Origin of the sequence: Mycobacterium kyorinense, from assembly GCF_002101735.1 — a bacterium.
Taxonomy (GTDB): domain Bacteria; phylum Actinomycetota; class Actinomycetes; order Mycobacteriales; family Mycobacteriaceae; genus Mycobacterium; species Mycobacterium kyorinense.
Genome location: NZ_LQPE01000022.1, coordinates 1 through 13406, shown reverse-complemented (window position 1 = coordinate 13406; position 13406 = coordinate 1). Strand labels below are relative to the sequence as shown.

General features: G+C 70.1%; 11 protein-coding genes. 3 read left to right on the top strand and 8 right to left on the bottom strand.

Features of this window, described 5'->3' with window-relative positions:
- Positions 1–30 precede the first annotated feature (30 nt).
- Positions 31–744 carry an LppX_LprAFG lipoprotein gene (locus tag AWC14_RS04520; protein WP_045377649.1) on the top strand — a complete coding sequence of 238 codons (714 nt, stop codon included), beginning with the start codon at positions 31–33 and terminating at the stop codon, positions 742–744.
- 4 nt (positions 745–748) lie between these two features.
- A complete protein-coding gene (locus AWC14_RS04515; RefSeq protein ID WP_045377652.1) occupies positions 749–2281 on the top strand; it encodes an MFS transporter in 1533 nt (510 codons plus the stop codon).
- Positions 2282–2284: 3 nt separating this feature from the next.
- On the opposite strand, the gene ribD is transcribed toward AWC14_RS04515, so the two are convergent.
- From ribD to AWC14_RS04490, 5 genes are read right to left on the bottom strand one after another with little or no spacing between them, the layout of a single operon-like run.
- Positions 2285–3304 (bottom strand): bifunctional diaminohydroxyphosphoribosylaminopyrimidine deaminase/5-amino-6-(5-phosphoribosylamino)uracil reductase RibD, encoded by a 1020-nt coding sequence (gene ribD, locus AWC14_RS04510; RefSeq protein ID WP_045377655.1) that lies wholly within the window; start codon positions 3302–3304, stop codon positions 2285–2287.
- Positions 3301–3981: a ribulose-phosphate 3-epimerase gene (gene rpe / locus AWC14_RS04505; RefSeq protein WP_045377658.1), complete on the bottom strand. Its 681-nt coding sequence runs from the start codon at positions 3979–3981 to the stop codon at positions 3301–3303. Before rpe ends, ribD begins: the two co-directional genes overlap by 4 nt.
- Before the next feature lie 5 nt (positions 3982–3986).
- Positions 3987–5354: an RsmB/NOP family class I SAM-dependent RNA methyltransferase gene (locus AWC14_RS04500; protein ID WP_045377660.1), complete on the bottom strand. Its 1368-nt coding sequence runs from the start codon at positions 5352–5354 to the stop codon at positions 3987–3989.
- Entirely contained in the window at positions 5351–6283 is a 933-nt protein-coding gene (gene fmt / locus AWC14_RS04495; RefSeq protein WP_085241001.1) for a methionyl-tRNA formyltransferase, read from the bottom strand. The genes AWC14_RS04500 and fmt overlap by 4 nt, the downstream gene beginning before the upstream one ends.
- A 27-nt stretch (positions 6284–6310) precedes the next feature.
- The gene (locus AWC14_RS04490) at positions 6311–6781 is read right to left on the bottom strand and encodes a MarR family transcriptional regulator (RefSeq protein ID WP_045377688.1); all 471 of its coding nucleotides are present in this window, start codon (positions 6779–6781) and stop codon (positions 6311–6313) included.
- Between the two features lie 139 nt (positions 6782–6920).
- Here AWC14_RS04490 and AWC14_RS04485 point away from each other — a divergent pair, with 139 nt between their 5' ends.
- Positions 6921–7733, top strand: coding sequence for a class I SAM-dependent methyltransferase (locus AWC14_RS04485; RefSeq protein ID WP_045377667.1), 813 nt, complete (start codon positions 6921–6923; stop codon positions 7731–7733).
- 7 nt (positions 7734–7740) lie between these two features.
- Here the strand turns inward: AWC14_RS04485 and AWC14_RS04480 are convergent, their stop codons facing one another.
- From AWC14_RS04480 to AWC14_RS04470, 3 genes are all read right to left on the bottom strand, one after another.
- On the bottom strand, positions 7741–9696 hold the full coding sequence (locus AWC14_RS04480; RefSeq protein WP_057003440.1) for an aconitate hydratase: 1956 nt from the start codon (positions 9694–9696) through the stop codon (positions 7741–7743).
- Positions 9697–9753: 57 nt separating this feature from the next.
- The gene (locus AWC14_RS04475; RefSeq protein ID WP_045377673.1) at positions 9754–11184 is read right to left on the bottom strand and encodes a cytochrome P450; all 1431 of its coding nucleotides are present in this window, start codon (positions 11182–11184) and stop codon (positions 9754–9756) included.
- Positions 11185–11319: 135 nt separating this feature from the next.
- Positions 11320–13263 (bottom strand): primosomal protein N', encoded by a 1944-nt coding sequence (locus tag AWC14_RS04470; RefSeq protein ID WP_057003441.1) that lies wholly within the window; start codon positions 13261–13263, stop codon positions 11320–11322.
- Positions 13264–13406 lie beyond the last annotated feature (143 nt).

Sequence of the window (13406 nt, the reverse complement as noted above, 5' to 3'; positions counted from 1 at the left end):
CCGCTGCGGGCACCCTCTACGATGCAACGTATGCAGACGCCGCGGAAAACCAGCCGCCTCATCGCCGTCCTTGCCGCCCTCAGTTTCGCCGCCGCACTGGTCGCCGGCTGCTCGTCGGCGTCCAAGAAGAACAGCAGCCCGCTGCCGGACGCGGCCACGCTGGTCAAGCAGTCCAGCCAGACCACCAAGAACGTCAGGAGCGTGCACGTCGTGCTGTCGACGAGCGGAAAGGTGAAGGGGCTGCCCATCAAAACGCTGACCGGTGACCTCACCACCGCGCCCAGCACGGCCGCCAAGGGCAACGCGAAGGTCGTCGTGGGCGGGTCTGACATCGACGCCGACTTCGTGGTGTACGACTCGAACTTGTACGCGACGCTCACCCCGAACGTGTGGACGGACCTCGGTCCGGCCGCCGATATCTACGACGTTTCCACGATCCTGAATCCCGACAACGGCCTGGGCAACGTGCTGGCCAATTTCACCGACGCCAAGGCCGAAGGCCGCGAGACCATCGGTGGCCAAGAGACCGTGCGCATCAGCGGAAAGGTCGCCCCCGACGCGCTGAACCGGCTTGCGCCGTCGGTGAATGCGACCCAACCGCTGCCGGCCACCGTCTGGATCCAGGAGAACGGCGACCACGAGCTGGTGCAGGCCAAGATGGAACCGAGCGCGGGCAATTCCATCCAGATGACGCTGTCCAACTGGGGTGAGCAAGTCCAGGTCACGAAACCCCAGGTGAGCTGAGTTCATGCGGGCTGGACGCAGAATCGCGATCAGCGCCGGCAGCCTGGCCGTGCTGCTCGGCGCGCTGGACACGTATGTCGTCGTCACGATCATGCGCGACATCATCAGCACGGTCGGCATCCCGGTTAACCAGCTGCAGCGGATCACCCCGATCATCACCTGGTACCTGCTCGGCTACATCGCCGCGATGCCGCTGCTGGGGCGCGCCTCGGACCGGTTCGGCCGCAAACTCATGTTGCAAGCCAGCCTGGCCGCGTTCGCCGTCGGCTCGGTGGTCACCGCGCTGTCCGGCAATCTGCATATGTTGGTGGTCGGCCGAACCATTCAGGGTCTGGCCGCGGGCGCGCTGCTGCCGATCACACTGGCTCTCGGCGCCGACCTGTGGTCGCAGCGCAACCGGGCCGGGGTGCTCGGCGGTATCGGTGCATCCCAGGAACTCGGCAGCGTGCTGGGGCCGCTGTACGGGATTTTCATCGTCTGGTTGACCAGCCGCTGGCAGGACGTGTTCTGGATCAACGTGCCGCTGGCCGCGGTCGCGATGGTGATGATCCACTTCAGCCTGCCGTCGCGCAACCGCACCGCCGAGCCGGAAAAGATCGACCTCGTCGGCGGGGTGCTGTTGGCAATCACGTTGGGCCTGGCCGTGATTGGGCTCTACAACCCGAACCCCAACGGCCACGACGCGCTGCCCAGCTACGGCTGGCCGCTGGTGATCGGTGCGATTGTCGCCGCGGCGGTGTTCGCAGTGTGGGAACGTTTCGCGCGAACCAGGCTGATCGAGCCGGCCGGCGTGCACTTCCGGCCGTTTCTGGCCGCGCTGGGTGCGTCGGGAGCGGCCGGCGCGGCTCTGATGGTGACGCTGGTCGACGTGGAGCTGTTCGCCCAGGGCGTGCTCGGCAAGGACCAGGACCAGGCGGCAATCATGCTGCTGTGGTTCTTTGCCGCATTGCCGATCGGCGCGGTGGTCGGCGGGTGGATCGCCACCAAGATCGGCGACCGTGCGATGACGTTCATCGGGCTGCTCATCGCGGCCGGCGGGTATGTGCTGATCTCGCACTGGGGGCTCGACCTGCTGACCGACCGGCACAACATCTTCGGCGTGTTCTCGCTGCCGGCGCTGGACACCGATCTGTTCATCGCCGGGATCGGGCTGGGCCTGGTGATCGGACCGCTGTCGTCGGCCAGCTTGCGGGTGGTCCCGTCGGCTCAGCACGGCATCGCCGCGGCCCTGGTGGTGGTGGCGCGGATGACCGGCATGCTGATCGGTGTGGCGGCGCTCAGCGCGTGGGGCTTCTACCGGTTCAACGAGATCGTCGCGACCAAGTCCGCCCAGGTCCCGGCCAACGCCAGCCTGGTGGTTCGACTGGCCCTGCAAAGCCGCCTTTACCGAGAGTCGTTCGCGGAGATGTACGGCGGGATCTTCACGGCCACCGCGTTCGTCTGCGTGGTGGGCGCGCTGCTCGGTCTGCTGCTGTCCAGCCGCCGTGTCCACGCCGAGGAGCCGGAGCTGCCGGAGCACGAGGCCATCGAGGCGTAGACGCTAGCGGGGCACCAGGCTGAGCAGGAGGTCCGGGCCGACGCGCTCGACTCCGTCGAAGCGCCACTTGAGCGCCCGCGCGATGCTGGGCACCCCGACGTCGTCGACCGCGGTGATCGGCCCGCCCAGCAGAATCGGCGCGACATAGGCCAGGATCCGGTCGATCGCCCCGGCCCGCAGAAAGGCGCCGGCCACCGTCGGACCGCCCTCAAGCAGGACATCGGTGCGATCCGACAGCGCCTTGAGCACCTCCGCCGGGTCGTGCGTGCGGATCACCATGGTGTGCGAGTCGTCGTTGAGAACGTTTGCCTCCGAAGGGATTTCGCGCTTCCCCACCACCACGCGCAGCGGCTGCCGGTCCGCTAGCGTGCCGTCGGCCAGCCGCGCGGTCAGGGTCGGGTCGTCGGCGAGCACGGTGCCGGTGCCCACCACGATGGCGTCGGCGGCGGCGCGGCGGCGGTGCAGGTCGGCGCGCGCGGCCTCGCTGGTGATCCATTGGCTCGAGCCGTCGGCGGCCGCGCTGCGCCCGTCGATGCTGGTGGCGTACTTCCAGGTCACGTGCGGCAGGCCGGTGCGCTGCTTGTGCAGCCACTCGCGCAGCGGTCCGGTGGCTACCAGGTCGGCCTCCACGTTGTCGACGACGCGCACACCCGCCGCCGCGAGCCGGGCGGCGCCGCCGGCGGCCAGCGGGTTGGGGTCGGCGACGGCGTACACCACCGTCGCGATGCCGGCGTCGAGCAGGGCGTCCACGCACGGCGGTGTCTTGCCGTGGTGGTTGCACGGCTCGAGCGTGACGACGGCGGTGCCGCCGGTGGCCAGGTTGCCGGCTCGCCGCAGCGCCACCACTTCGGCGTGCGCGCTGCCGGCGGGTCCGGTGCCGCCCACGCCGACGACGCGGCCCTCACGATCCAAAATGACGGCTCCCACAGGCGGATTGGGGTACGTCGCGCCCTTGACCAGGTCGGCATGTTCGACGGCGAGGCGCATGGCGGCGTCGTGGCTGATGGCCGCCTGGGCGCTCATCGGAGGCGCAGGTGCGGTGATGCCGCACTGGCCCGTCGCCGCAGCGCCTCGACCGCGGCTTCGGGGTCGTCCGCGTTGTAGACGGCCGACCCGGCAACAAAGCAGTCGACGCCGGCCTCGGCGGCCTGCTCGATGGTGTCGGCGTTGATGCCGCCATCGATCTCGACCAGGATGGTCAGCTCGCCGGAGTCGACCATCTTGCGCACCGTGCGGACCTTGCTCAACACCTCGGGAATGAACTCCTGGCCGCCGAACCCGGGCTCGACCGACATGACCAGAAACGTGTCGAAGTCCTTGAGTATCTCCAGATATGGCTCCAGCGGAGTCCCGGGCTTGATGGAGAGGCCGGCCTTGGCGCCGGCAGCCCGGATGTCGCGGGCCACGCCGACCGGGTTGTCGGTGGCCTCGGCGTGGAAGGTGACGTTGTAGGCGCCCGCCTCGGCGTACGGCGGTGCCCAGCGGTCCGGATCCTCGATCATCAGATGGCAGTCCATCGGGATGTCGGTGTGCTGGAGCAGGCTTTCCACCACCGGCAGGCCGATCGTCAGGTTCGGCACGAAATGAGCGTCCATCACGTCGACGTGCAGCCAGTCGGCGCCCTCGACGGCGGCGGCCTCGTCGGCCAGCCGGGCGAAATCGGCGGCCAGAATCGACGGCGCGATCAGGGGACGATTCATGCGCGTCAGCCTACTTGTAGCGCCGCCGCGAACATGGCGTCGGTGCCGTGCCGGTGCGGCCACAGCTGCACATACGGCCCGTCGCCGAGGTCGCCGGCGGGCTCGAACAGCGGCCGAGTGTCCAACGCGGACACCGGATGCCGGCGCAGCGCGTCGGCGACGACGCCGACCGTTTCGGCCAAATGCGGCGAGCAGGTCGCGTACAGCACCACACCGTCGGGGCGCGTTAATGCGATCGCGGCTTCCAGCAGTTCGCGCTGAAGCCGGGTGAGCGCCGGGATGTCGGCGGGCCGGCGGCGCCAGCGGGCCTCGGGCCGCCGGCGCAGCGCGCCCAAACCGGTGCACGGCACGTCGACCAACACCCGGTCGAAGCCCGGCTCCAGCCCGGTTTGGCGCCCATCGACGCGCAGCACCTCGACCGGCAGGCCGCGGGTGTTCTCTTCGACCAAGTCCGCGCGGTGTGCCGACGGCTCCACGGCGGTCACCCGGGCGTCGCGACCCGCAGCCACAGCGGCCAGCAACGCGGTCTTGCCGCCCGGACCCGCGCACAGATCCAGCCACCGGCCGGTGTCGCCGTCGACTGGCGCCAGCGTCAGCGCGCGGGCCACCAGCTGGCTGCCCTCGTCCTGCACGAGCGCCTGGCCGTCGCGCACCGCGGGCAACTCCCCCGGGTCGCCGGAAGGCAGGTACACCGCGTACGGCGAGTAGCGGCCGACCGTGCCGTGCACCGCCTCGGCGAGTTCCTCGGCGGTCAGCGCCCCTGGACGCGCGGCCAGGTGAACCTGCGGGCGTTCGTCGTCGCTGGCCAGCACCGCGTCGAGCTCGCCGGCGGCCGCGCCGAGCGCGTCGGCGAAGGCCTGGGCGATCCAGCGCGGGTGGGCGTGCACGAAGGCGGCGTGCCCGACCGGGTCGGCCGCCGGGTCGGGCGCGAGCTCGTCGACCCAGGCCTTTTCGTCGCGGCCGCTGATGGTGCGCAGCACGGCGTTGACGAAACCCGCGCGCGCGGAATCGAATTCGATGGCAGCTTGCTCGACGGTGGTGGACACCGCGGCGTGCGTTTCGACACGGGTGCGCAGCAATTGGTAGGTGCCGAGGCGCAGCAGGTCGAGCAGCACCGGGTCGATGGCCTCCGGTGTTCTTCCAGCAGCAGCGCCGATGACCGCGTCCAGCAGACCGCGAGTACGGCACGTGCCGTAGGTGAGCTCGGTGGCGAAGGCGGCGTCGCGCCCGGTGATGCCGCGTTCGCGCAGCAGCGCGGGCAGCGCCAGGTTGGGGTAGGCGTCGCGTTCACTGACGGCGCGCAACACGTCGAAGGCCGCTCGGCGGGCGGGATCCAGCGGTTTGCGACGCGGCCTGCGGGGCTTTTGGTTCATGACGCCCGCGCCGAGGTGTCGAGCCGGGCGCCGCGGGCCCAGTCGACGGCATTCATGAACTTCTTTCCGGGCGGCTGGATTTCGCCGAGCTGAACGGGCTGCGAGCCGGTGCCGATCCGCACGCTGCGCCGATCGGTCTGAATCTGGCCGGGCTGCAAGGTATTTGGCGTGTCAGTGTCGACGCGAACCGGGCCGAGCTTGATCCGCAGGTCGCCGATCATCGTCCAGGCGCCCGGATGCGGCGTGACGGCGCGGATGCGCCGTTCGACGACGTGGGCCGGCAGGTCCCAGCGAACCCGCGCTTCCTCCACGGTGATCTTGGGCGCGATGCTGACTCCCTCGGCCGGCTGCGGCACCGGTGTCAGCGTGCCGTCGGCGATGCCGTCGAGCGTGGTCTCCAGCAGAGTCGCACCCGAAACCGCAAGGCGCTCAAGCAAATCGCCGGCGGTGTCGGTGGGGTGAATCGTTTCGGTGACGACGCCGTAGACCGGGCCGGAGTCGAGGGCCGGCTCGATCCGGAAAGTGGTTGCGCCGGTGACCGTGTCGCCGGCGGCAATCGCGGCCTGCACCGGGGCGGCGCCGCGCCAGGCAGGCAGAAGCGAGAAGTGCAGGTTGATCCAGCCGTGCGGCGGCACCGCCAGTAGCTCGTCGCGCAGCAGCGCGCCGTAGGCCACCACCGGGCAGCAGTCCGGTGCCAGCTCGGACAATTCGGCAACAAACTCGGCGGTGTTGGGCCGGGGCGGTCGCAGCACCGGGATGCCCTCGTCGAGCGCCAGGCGGGCCACCGGCGAGGGCTGATGATGGCCGCGGCGGCCGGAGGCGGCGTCGGGTCGGGTGAGCACGGCGACAACCTCGTGGCGTGGCGAGTCGATCAGCCGACGCAGGGCGGGCAGCGCGGGTTCCGGGGTGCCGGCGAAGACGAGACGCACCGGGCCAGTGTAGGGAGATGCCGGTGCTTACGAATCGACGTCAGGTTCGCCGCCGGCCGCGGTGAATGGGGTCAGCGCGCGTACCAGGCCGTGGCGCTCCGGGGCCGGCATCTTCTCGACGATGCGGGCGATCTCCGCGCGCCGGTGCGCGGTGACTTGACGAACGACCTGCCGGCCGCGGGCGGTGGGCTCGGCCAGCAGCTCCCGGCGCGAGCTCGGGTGCGGCAGGCGGTCGATCAGCCCGGCCCCGACCAGGCGATCGACCATCCGTCCGGCCGCCGACGGCTTCACGTCCAGCAGGCCCGCCAGGGTGGCCAGGTTGACCGGGCCGCGATTGGACAAGATCACCAAGGTCCGGAACTGCGGGATCGTGATGGTCTCGTTCACTTGGGCGATCGATCGCGCCGAGATGGCGACCAGCAACCGCGATGCCGTCAACAGGGCATCGGTGATCGCGTCGAGTGAATCGTCACTCGACGCGGCGTCTTCGGCCGGTATGGCTGCCACATCGTCTCCCACAGGCGATCCCCAGAAGTCTAACAGGCGATTACTATTGCTTATAGCAATAGTTGCCTATTAGAACTACGGCCAGTGGCGTCGCTGCGGATGCCCCTCGACACAGGCACAGGAGGTCTCGATGAGCACTGATACCCGCGAAGCGTTGGCGAGCACACCCCGGGCGGTGTGGGCGATGGGCGACTACGCGCTGATGGCCGAGCAGGTGATGGCCCCGCTCGGTCCGGTCCTGGTCGACTTCGCCGGGATTGTCGCCGGCGACAAGGTGCTTGACGTGGCCGCCGGATCCGGCAACATCTCGGTACCTGCCGCGCTGCGGGGCGCCCGCGTGGTCGCCAGCGACCTGACACCCGAGTTGCTGCGACGCGCTGCACAGCGGACCGCCGAACACAGCGCGACGCTGGAATGCCGGGAAGCCAACGCCGAGAACCTGCCGTTCGCCGACGGCGAGTTCGACGTGGTGCTGTCCGCCATCGGGGTGATGTTCGCACCGCATCACCAGCGTGCCGCCGACGAACTGGTCCGGGTCTGCCGGTCGCGGGGCACGATCGGCCTGATCAGCTGGACACCCGAGGGTTTCTTCGGACAGATGCTCGCCGCCATCAGGCCGTACCGGCCGACGCTGGCGCCCGGTGTGCCGCTCGCGGCATTGTGGGGACGCGAGGACTACATCGCCGGCATGCTCGGCGACCGGGTCAGCGAGATAACCGCCCAGCGGGCAACCTTGCGAGTCGACCGATTCCGCAGCGCAGAGGAATGCCACGAGTACTTCAAGAACAACTACGGTCCGACGATCAACGCCTACCGGCTGATCGGCAACAATCACGTGTTGGCGGCCGCCCTCGACGCCCAACTCGTCGACCTCGCCCGGCGGCACTTGACCGGCGGCGTGATGGAGTGGGAGTACTTGATCCTCACCGCGCGGAAGCGGTGAGGCTGAGCTAGTGTTCTTCCTCCGCCAAGCGTGGAATCAGTCCCCCGGCTAGCACGTCCTTGACCTGTCGCGGCGAAAGACGGTGCCGCACGGTGAAAGACGTTTCCTTGGTGACGTTGTCGACCTTCAGCGTGTCCCCGTCCGCGAGGGTGTCGCGCAGGTTCTGCAGCCGCAGCGTGTCGTCCTGGTCGATGCCGTCATAGTCGTCGGCGTTCTCGAACTCCAGCGCCAGCACCCCAAAGTTGGCCAGGTTCTGCCAGTGGATACGCGCGAACGACTTGGCGATCACCACCCGCAATCCCAGGTAGCGCGGCGCGATCGCCGCATGCTCGCGGGACGAGCCCTGGCCGTAGTTCTCCCCGCCGACGATGATGTGGCCGGCCTCGCCGGCTTCCTGCGCGCGCTGCGGATAGGACTCGTCGATTTGGGTGAAGCTGAACTCCGCGAGCTTGGGAATGTTGGAGCGGAACGGCAGCGCCCGCGCGCCGGCGGGCGAGATTTCGTCGGTGGAGATGTTGTCCTCGACCTTGAGCAGGACCGGCGCCTCGATCTCGTCGGGCAGCGGCGAAAGTTCAGGCAGGTCGGAGACGTTGGGGCCCTTGACCGGTTCGACCTTCTTCGCCTCGTCTTCGGGCAACGGCGGCACCAGCATTGCGGTGTTGACCGAGCTCTTGTCGGGTAGGTCGAGCTGCGGATAGTCCATCTTCTCGTCGCGGGCCCACTCGCGCGGGTCGGTGATCACGCCCGCCAGTGCCGACGCGGCGGCGGTTTCCGGCGAGCACAGCCACACCGAGTCTTCTTTGGTGCCGGACCGGCCGGGGAAGTTGCGCGGCATCGTGCGCAGCGAATTGCGGCCGACGGCCGGGGCCTGACCCATCCCGATGCAGCCCATGCAGCCCGCTTGATGAATCCGAGCGCCCGCGATGACCAGGTCCGCGGTTGCGCCCATCTTCGTCAGGTCGGTGAGGATCTGCCGCGAGGTGGGGTTGACGTCGAAGCTGACCTGCGGCGCGGTCTGTCGGCCGGCGACCATCGCGGCGGCGATCGCGAAATCACGCAGCCCGGGATTGGCGCTGGACCCGATCACCACCTGCGAGATCTCCTCGCCGACGACCTCGCGGACGGGCACCACGTTTCCCGGCGACGACGGCTTGGCGATCAGCGGCTCGAGCTCGGACAGGTCGATGGTGTCCTCGACGTCGTAGCCGGCGCCGTCGTCGGCGACCAGCTCTACCCAGTCGTCCTCGCGGTCCTCCGCCCGCAGAAACTCACGGACCGCGTCGTCACTCGGGAAAACCGTTGTGGTGGCGCCGAGTTCGGCGCCCATGTTGGCGATCACATGCCGGTCCATCGCCGTCAGGGTTTCGAGGCCGGGCCCGTAATACTCGATGATTCGGTTGACTCCGCCCTTGACGTCGTGGCGGCGCAGCATCTCCAGGATGACGTCTTTGGCCGAACACCATTGCGGCAGTTCACCTTCCAGCCTGATGCCCCAGATTTCGGGCATCCGGATGTGCAGAGGTCGGCCGGTGATGGCCAGCGCCACCTCCAGGCCGCCGACGCCAATCGCCAGCATGCCCAGCGAACCGGCCGCCGGCGTGTGCGAGTCGGAGCCCACCATGGTCTTGCCGGGAATGCCGAACCGCTGCATGTGGGTCGGGTGCGACACCCCGTTGCCGGGCTTGGAGAACCACAGCCCGAATCGCTGTGCGGCGGTGCGCAAGTACTCGTGGTCTTCGGAGTTCTTCTCGTCGGTCTGGAGCAGGTTGTGGTCGACGTACTGCACGCTGACCTCGGTGCGGACGCGGTCGAGTCCGAGCGCCTCGAGTTCCTGCATCACCAGCGTGCCCGTCGCGTCCTGGGTCAGCGTCTGGTCGATGTGGATGGCGATCTCGTCGCCCGGCGTCATCTCACCGGATTCCAGGTGCGACTCGATCAGCTTTTGCGTGACATTGAGAGGCATAACGGGCTCCTACCTAACCGCGGTGCGCTGAATCGGCGTACCCCGATAGGGCGGCGCTTATGCCGGCGCCCGAAGCTCCGCCTGCAATGGGTGGCTCCCCGCCGGGAAACGGGCTGAGGCCCGCGCATGGACTCGGGCATCGATCGGCTCGGCGGCCACGACGGTGAACGGTGTCGCCAGTGGGAAGTCGTCGTCAAGCGAGTCGATGCGGGCGGCGCGCACGATGGTGGCCAGTGCGAGGGTGGCTTCCAGCATCGCGAAGTGGTCGCCGACACACGACCGGGGCCCACCCCCGAACGGCAGAAACTGCCAGCGGCTGCGGCCCTTCGAGCGCTCCGGCAGGAATCGGTCCGGGTCGAATGTCAGCGGGTCGTCCCACAGTTCGGGGTCTCGGTGCATGGCGTAGAAGCTGACCACCGCCATGGTGCCGGCCTCCACGCGGTAGCCGTCGACGACCAAATCAGTTTTGAGCAGGCGCGGCGTTCCGGCGCCGGGCGGACATAGCCGCAAAGCTTCGTGCAGCACTCGGACAGTGTGGCCCAGTTGGGGCACGTCGTCGGGCGTCAGCGGCCGGTCGCCGAGTGCGCTCACCTCCTCGAACACGCGGTCTTGGATGTCGGGGTGGTGGCCAAGCGCCCACAGCGAGTACGTCAGCGTGGTCGACGTTGTGTCGTGCCCGGCGACAATGAACAGCACCAGCTCATGGCAGATGTCGTCGTCCGAAAGTGGTTGGCCGGTAAGCGGATCGGTTGCGGTGATCAGTGCACGCACCAGCGGCGCGTCTAGGGCGGGGTCGGCTCGTACTGCGGCGAGGATTTCGGCGGCCAGCCGATGCAGAGTCGCATTGGCCCGGCGGGCTCGCTGCTGGCCCGGGGTCGGCAGCCATTGCGGCGGGTTCACCGGACGAGTCGCACGGTCGGCGACCCAGGTGAGCGCCGTGCGTAATGCCGGCCCGATGGTGTCGGCCCTGGCATCGAGGTCCAGTCCGAGCACCGAATGGCCGAGCGCCCGCAGGGTGAGCGCGCGGCATTCGGTGTCCAGGTCTACGGTCGCGCCGTCGCGCCAGCCGTCGACCACTGTCTGCGCCGCCGCCGCCATGTGGCCGGCATAGCGCGGGACGCGTTGTTTGGTGAACATCGGCTGCAGGGTGCGGCGGCGCGGTAGCCATTGGCGGTGCGGCAGATTCAGCAGGTTGCCGCCCATCAGCCGCTGCAACTGGAGCATGGTCGTCGTCCCGCCTCGGTCGGCGATCTCGTCGGTGCGGCCCAGCACATCCCGCGCGCCCTGCGGCGAGGCGATCAGAACGACAGTCGGGAAAAGCCGTTTGGGCGCCAGCACGATACGGGTGATCGGGCCACCGGCATCGATGAGCTCCTGGAAACCGTCGATGAGGGACCGCACGGCCCTGAGCTGGCGCCGGTAAGGCAGCGGATTCTTCGGCGCCAGAGGCAGTTCGGCGACGTCGGTCGATTCAGCCGTCTCAAGCATGGCAGCTCGCCTTTCTCGAACATCTGCCGTGACCACAGATCGACGCTGTCAGTGCCTGGCCCCGAGCACACGCGTAGTGCACTACGCGTTTTGCGGTTCGCGTGGAGGAACTCCGTGAGAAGTGGGCGCCGCCGCCTATCCGATGTGCAGCGGGTCGATCTGAACGCGGACCGGTTCGTGGTCCTGGTGGGCGCTGAGCACACCCGTGGCGCGGCGCAGCGCCGCGGCCAAGGCCAGGCCCTGCTCACGGCGCACCCGGACCAGCCTCCGGGTCACCGCCGCGTCCGCGGCGACACCGGCCGGCCGTCGCGCGCCTGCAGGCAGCTCCACCGGGCCGAGCAAGTCGGTGTCGTCGGGCAGCTCGGCCTGCTCCAGCAGCGCCGCGACGGCGTCGGCGGGCCCGTCGAGCGCGGCGATGTGCACACTCGGCGGCAGGCCCACCTCGGTGCGGCCCGTCAACTCCGCGTCCGCATGGCCGACGGGGTCCCAGCGGACCAGCGCTTGCACGGTCGGGATCGACGATTCGGCGACGACCGCCACCACCCCGCCGTCGCCGCGGGCCCGCACCAGCGCCGCGGCGGCCATCCAGCGTCGCAGCGTGTCCTCGGCCGCGCGCAGGTCCTGCCGGCCCAGCAGCGCCCAGCTGTCCAGCAGCAGCGCCGCCCCGTACCCGTCCGCTGCCCGCGGTTCGGCGCCCGGGGTGGCCACCACCAGGGCCGGACCAGGTCCGACAGCGGCCACGACGGCGTCGCCGCCGGAGGTGATCACCGTCGTTCCGGGAAACGCCCGGCCGAGTTCCTCCGCGGTGCGCCGGGCACCGACGACGACGGCGCGCACCGCGTCCGAGCCGCAGCGCGGGCAGCGCAGCGCGGCATCGACGCGGCCGCACCAGCGGCAGACGGCGCCCGACCCGCGCTCGGGCAGCGACAGCGGGCCGGTGCAGTGCCGGCAACGGGCGATCGTGCGGCAGCGGCCGCAGGCCAGCGACGGCACGTAGCCGCGGCGCGGCACCTGCACCAGCACCGGCGCGCTGGCCTCGAGCGCGGCGCGGGCGGCCCGCAGCGCCACCGACGGCAACCGGGCGCTGCGGGCGGCCGGGTCGCGGTCGTCGGCGTATCCGCTGTCGTCGAGCGCCACCACCCGCGGGGTGCGGGCGCGCACCACGTGACGGGTTGCGACGACGTCGTGCGCCCAACCGCTGCGCACCAGGGCCTGCGCCTCGGCGGTGCGGGCGTACCCGCCGATCAGGGCCGCGCAACGCATCTGGTGGGCGCGCAGCATCGCCACGTCGCGGGCATGCGGGTACGGTGCTCGCGGCTCGGCCAGCGTGTCGTCGCCGTCGTCCCACACCATGACCAGCCCCAGGTCGGCCACCGGCGCGAACACCGCGCTGCGGGTGCCGATGACCAGCCGCGCGCTCCCCCGCAGCGCCGCCAGCCAGCGCCGGTAGCGCGCGGCCGGCCCCAGCCCCGCCGACAACGCCACCACCTTGGTCTCGTCGAAAAGCGTTGTCGCGGCGCGCCACAGCGCGTCGACGTCGCGCTGGTCGGGCACGACAGCCAGCACGCCCTTTCCGGACTGCACGGTCTGGGCGGCGGCCTCGGCGAACCGGTCCGCCCACGGGTCGCCGGGCAGCGCCTGCCAGACCGCGCGGGCCGCCCGCGACTCGGCCAACGCGGTCAGGAACTGACCGCCGCGGCCGTAGAGCTCCCACCGGGTCCGGTCAACCGGCGCGACGACGGGTTGGCTTGGCGCTGTTGGGGTTTCGCGTTCCACCCGGGCATGCCGGGCGGGTATCGCCAGCCGCAGCACGTCGGCGCGGGTTCCGGCGTAGCGGGCGGCCACCGCGTCGACCAGGCGGTGGATCTCCGGGGTGAGCACCGGCTCGGGCGACACCACCCGGTCGAGCCAGGCGAGATTGCCGACGTGGTCGGTGTCGGTGCGGCGCTCCAGCACGAATCCGTCGACCAGCCGGCCGTGGAAGCGGACCCGCACCCGCACTCCGGGGTGGGCGTCGTCGGATTGTTCGGCGGCTACCAGGTAGTCGAATTCGCGGTCCAGGTGCGGCACTGACAACATCGGCAGCACCCGGGCGATCGGCTCGTGCTCGGCGGGCTGCCTTTTTCCGCGAGCCCTCTGACCCTTCCGGGGGCCGCCTCGCAGGCGTGAAAATGGGGTCGGGTCGCCCGCCACGCCGGTCACTCTATGGGACTTTGGAACCC

Excerpts from the sequence above, each read along its gene's own strand:
- AWC14_RS04520 (WP_045377649.1), top strand. The coding sequence starts at position 31 with ATGCAGACGCCGCGGAAAACCAGCCGCCTCATCGCCGTCCTTGCCGCC.
- AWC14_RS04515 (WP_045377652.1), top strand. The coding sequence starts at position 749 with ATGCGGGCTGGACGCAGAATCGCGATCAGCGCCGGCAGCCTGGCCGTG.
- ribD (WP_045377655.1), bottom strand. The coding sequence starts at position 3,304 with ATGAGCGCCCAGGCGGCCATCAGCCACGACGCCGCCATGCGCCTCGCC.
- rpe (WP_045377658.1), bottom strand. The coding sequence starts at position 3,981 with ATGAATCGTCCCCTGATCGCGCCGTCGATTCTGGCCGCCGATTTCGCC.
- AWC14_RS04500 (WP_045377660.1), bottom strand. The coding sequence starts at position 5,354 with ATGAACCAAAAGCCCCGCAGGCCGCGTCGCAAACCGCTGGATCCCGCC.
- AWC14_RS04485 (WP_045377667.1), top strand. The coding sequence starts at position 6,921 with ATGAGCACTGATACCCGCGAAGCGTTGGCGAGCACACCCCGGGCGGTG.
- AWC14_RS04480 (WP_057003440.1), bottom strand. The coding sequence starts at position 9,696 with ATGCCTCTCAATGTCACGCAAAAGCTGATCGAGTCGCACCTGGAATCC.
- AWC14_RS04475 (WP_045377673.1), bottom strand. The coding sequence starts at position 11,184 with ATGCTTGAGACGGCTGAATCGACCGACGTCGCCGAACTGCCTCTGGCG.
- AWC14_RS04470 (WP_057003441.1), bottom strand. The coding sequence starts at position 13,263 with ATGTTGTCAGTGCCGCACCTGGACCGCGAATTCGACTACCTGGTAGCC.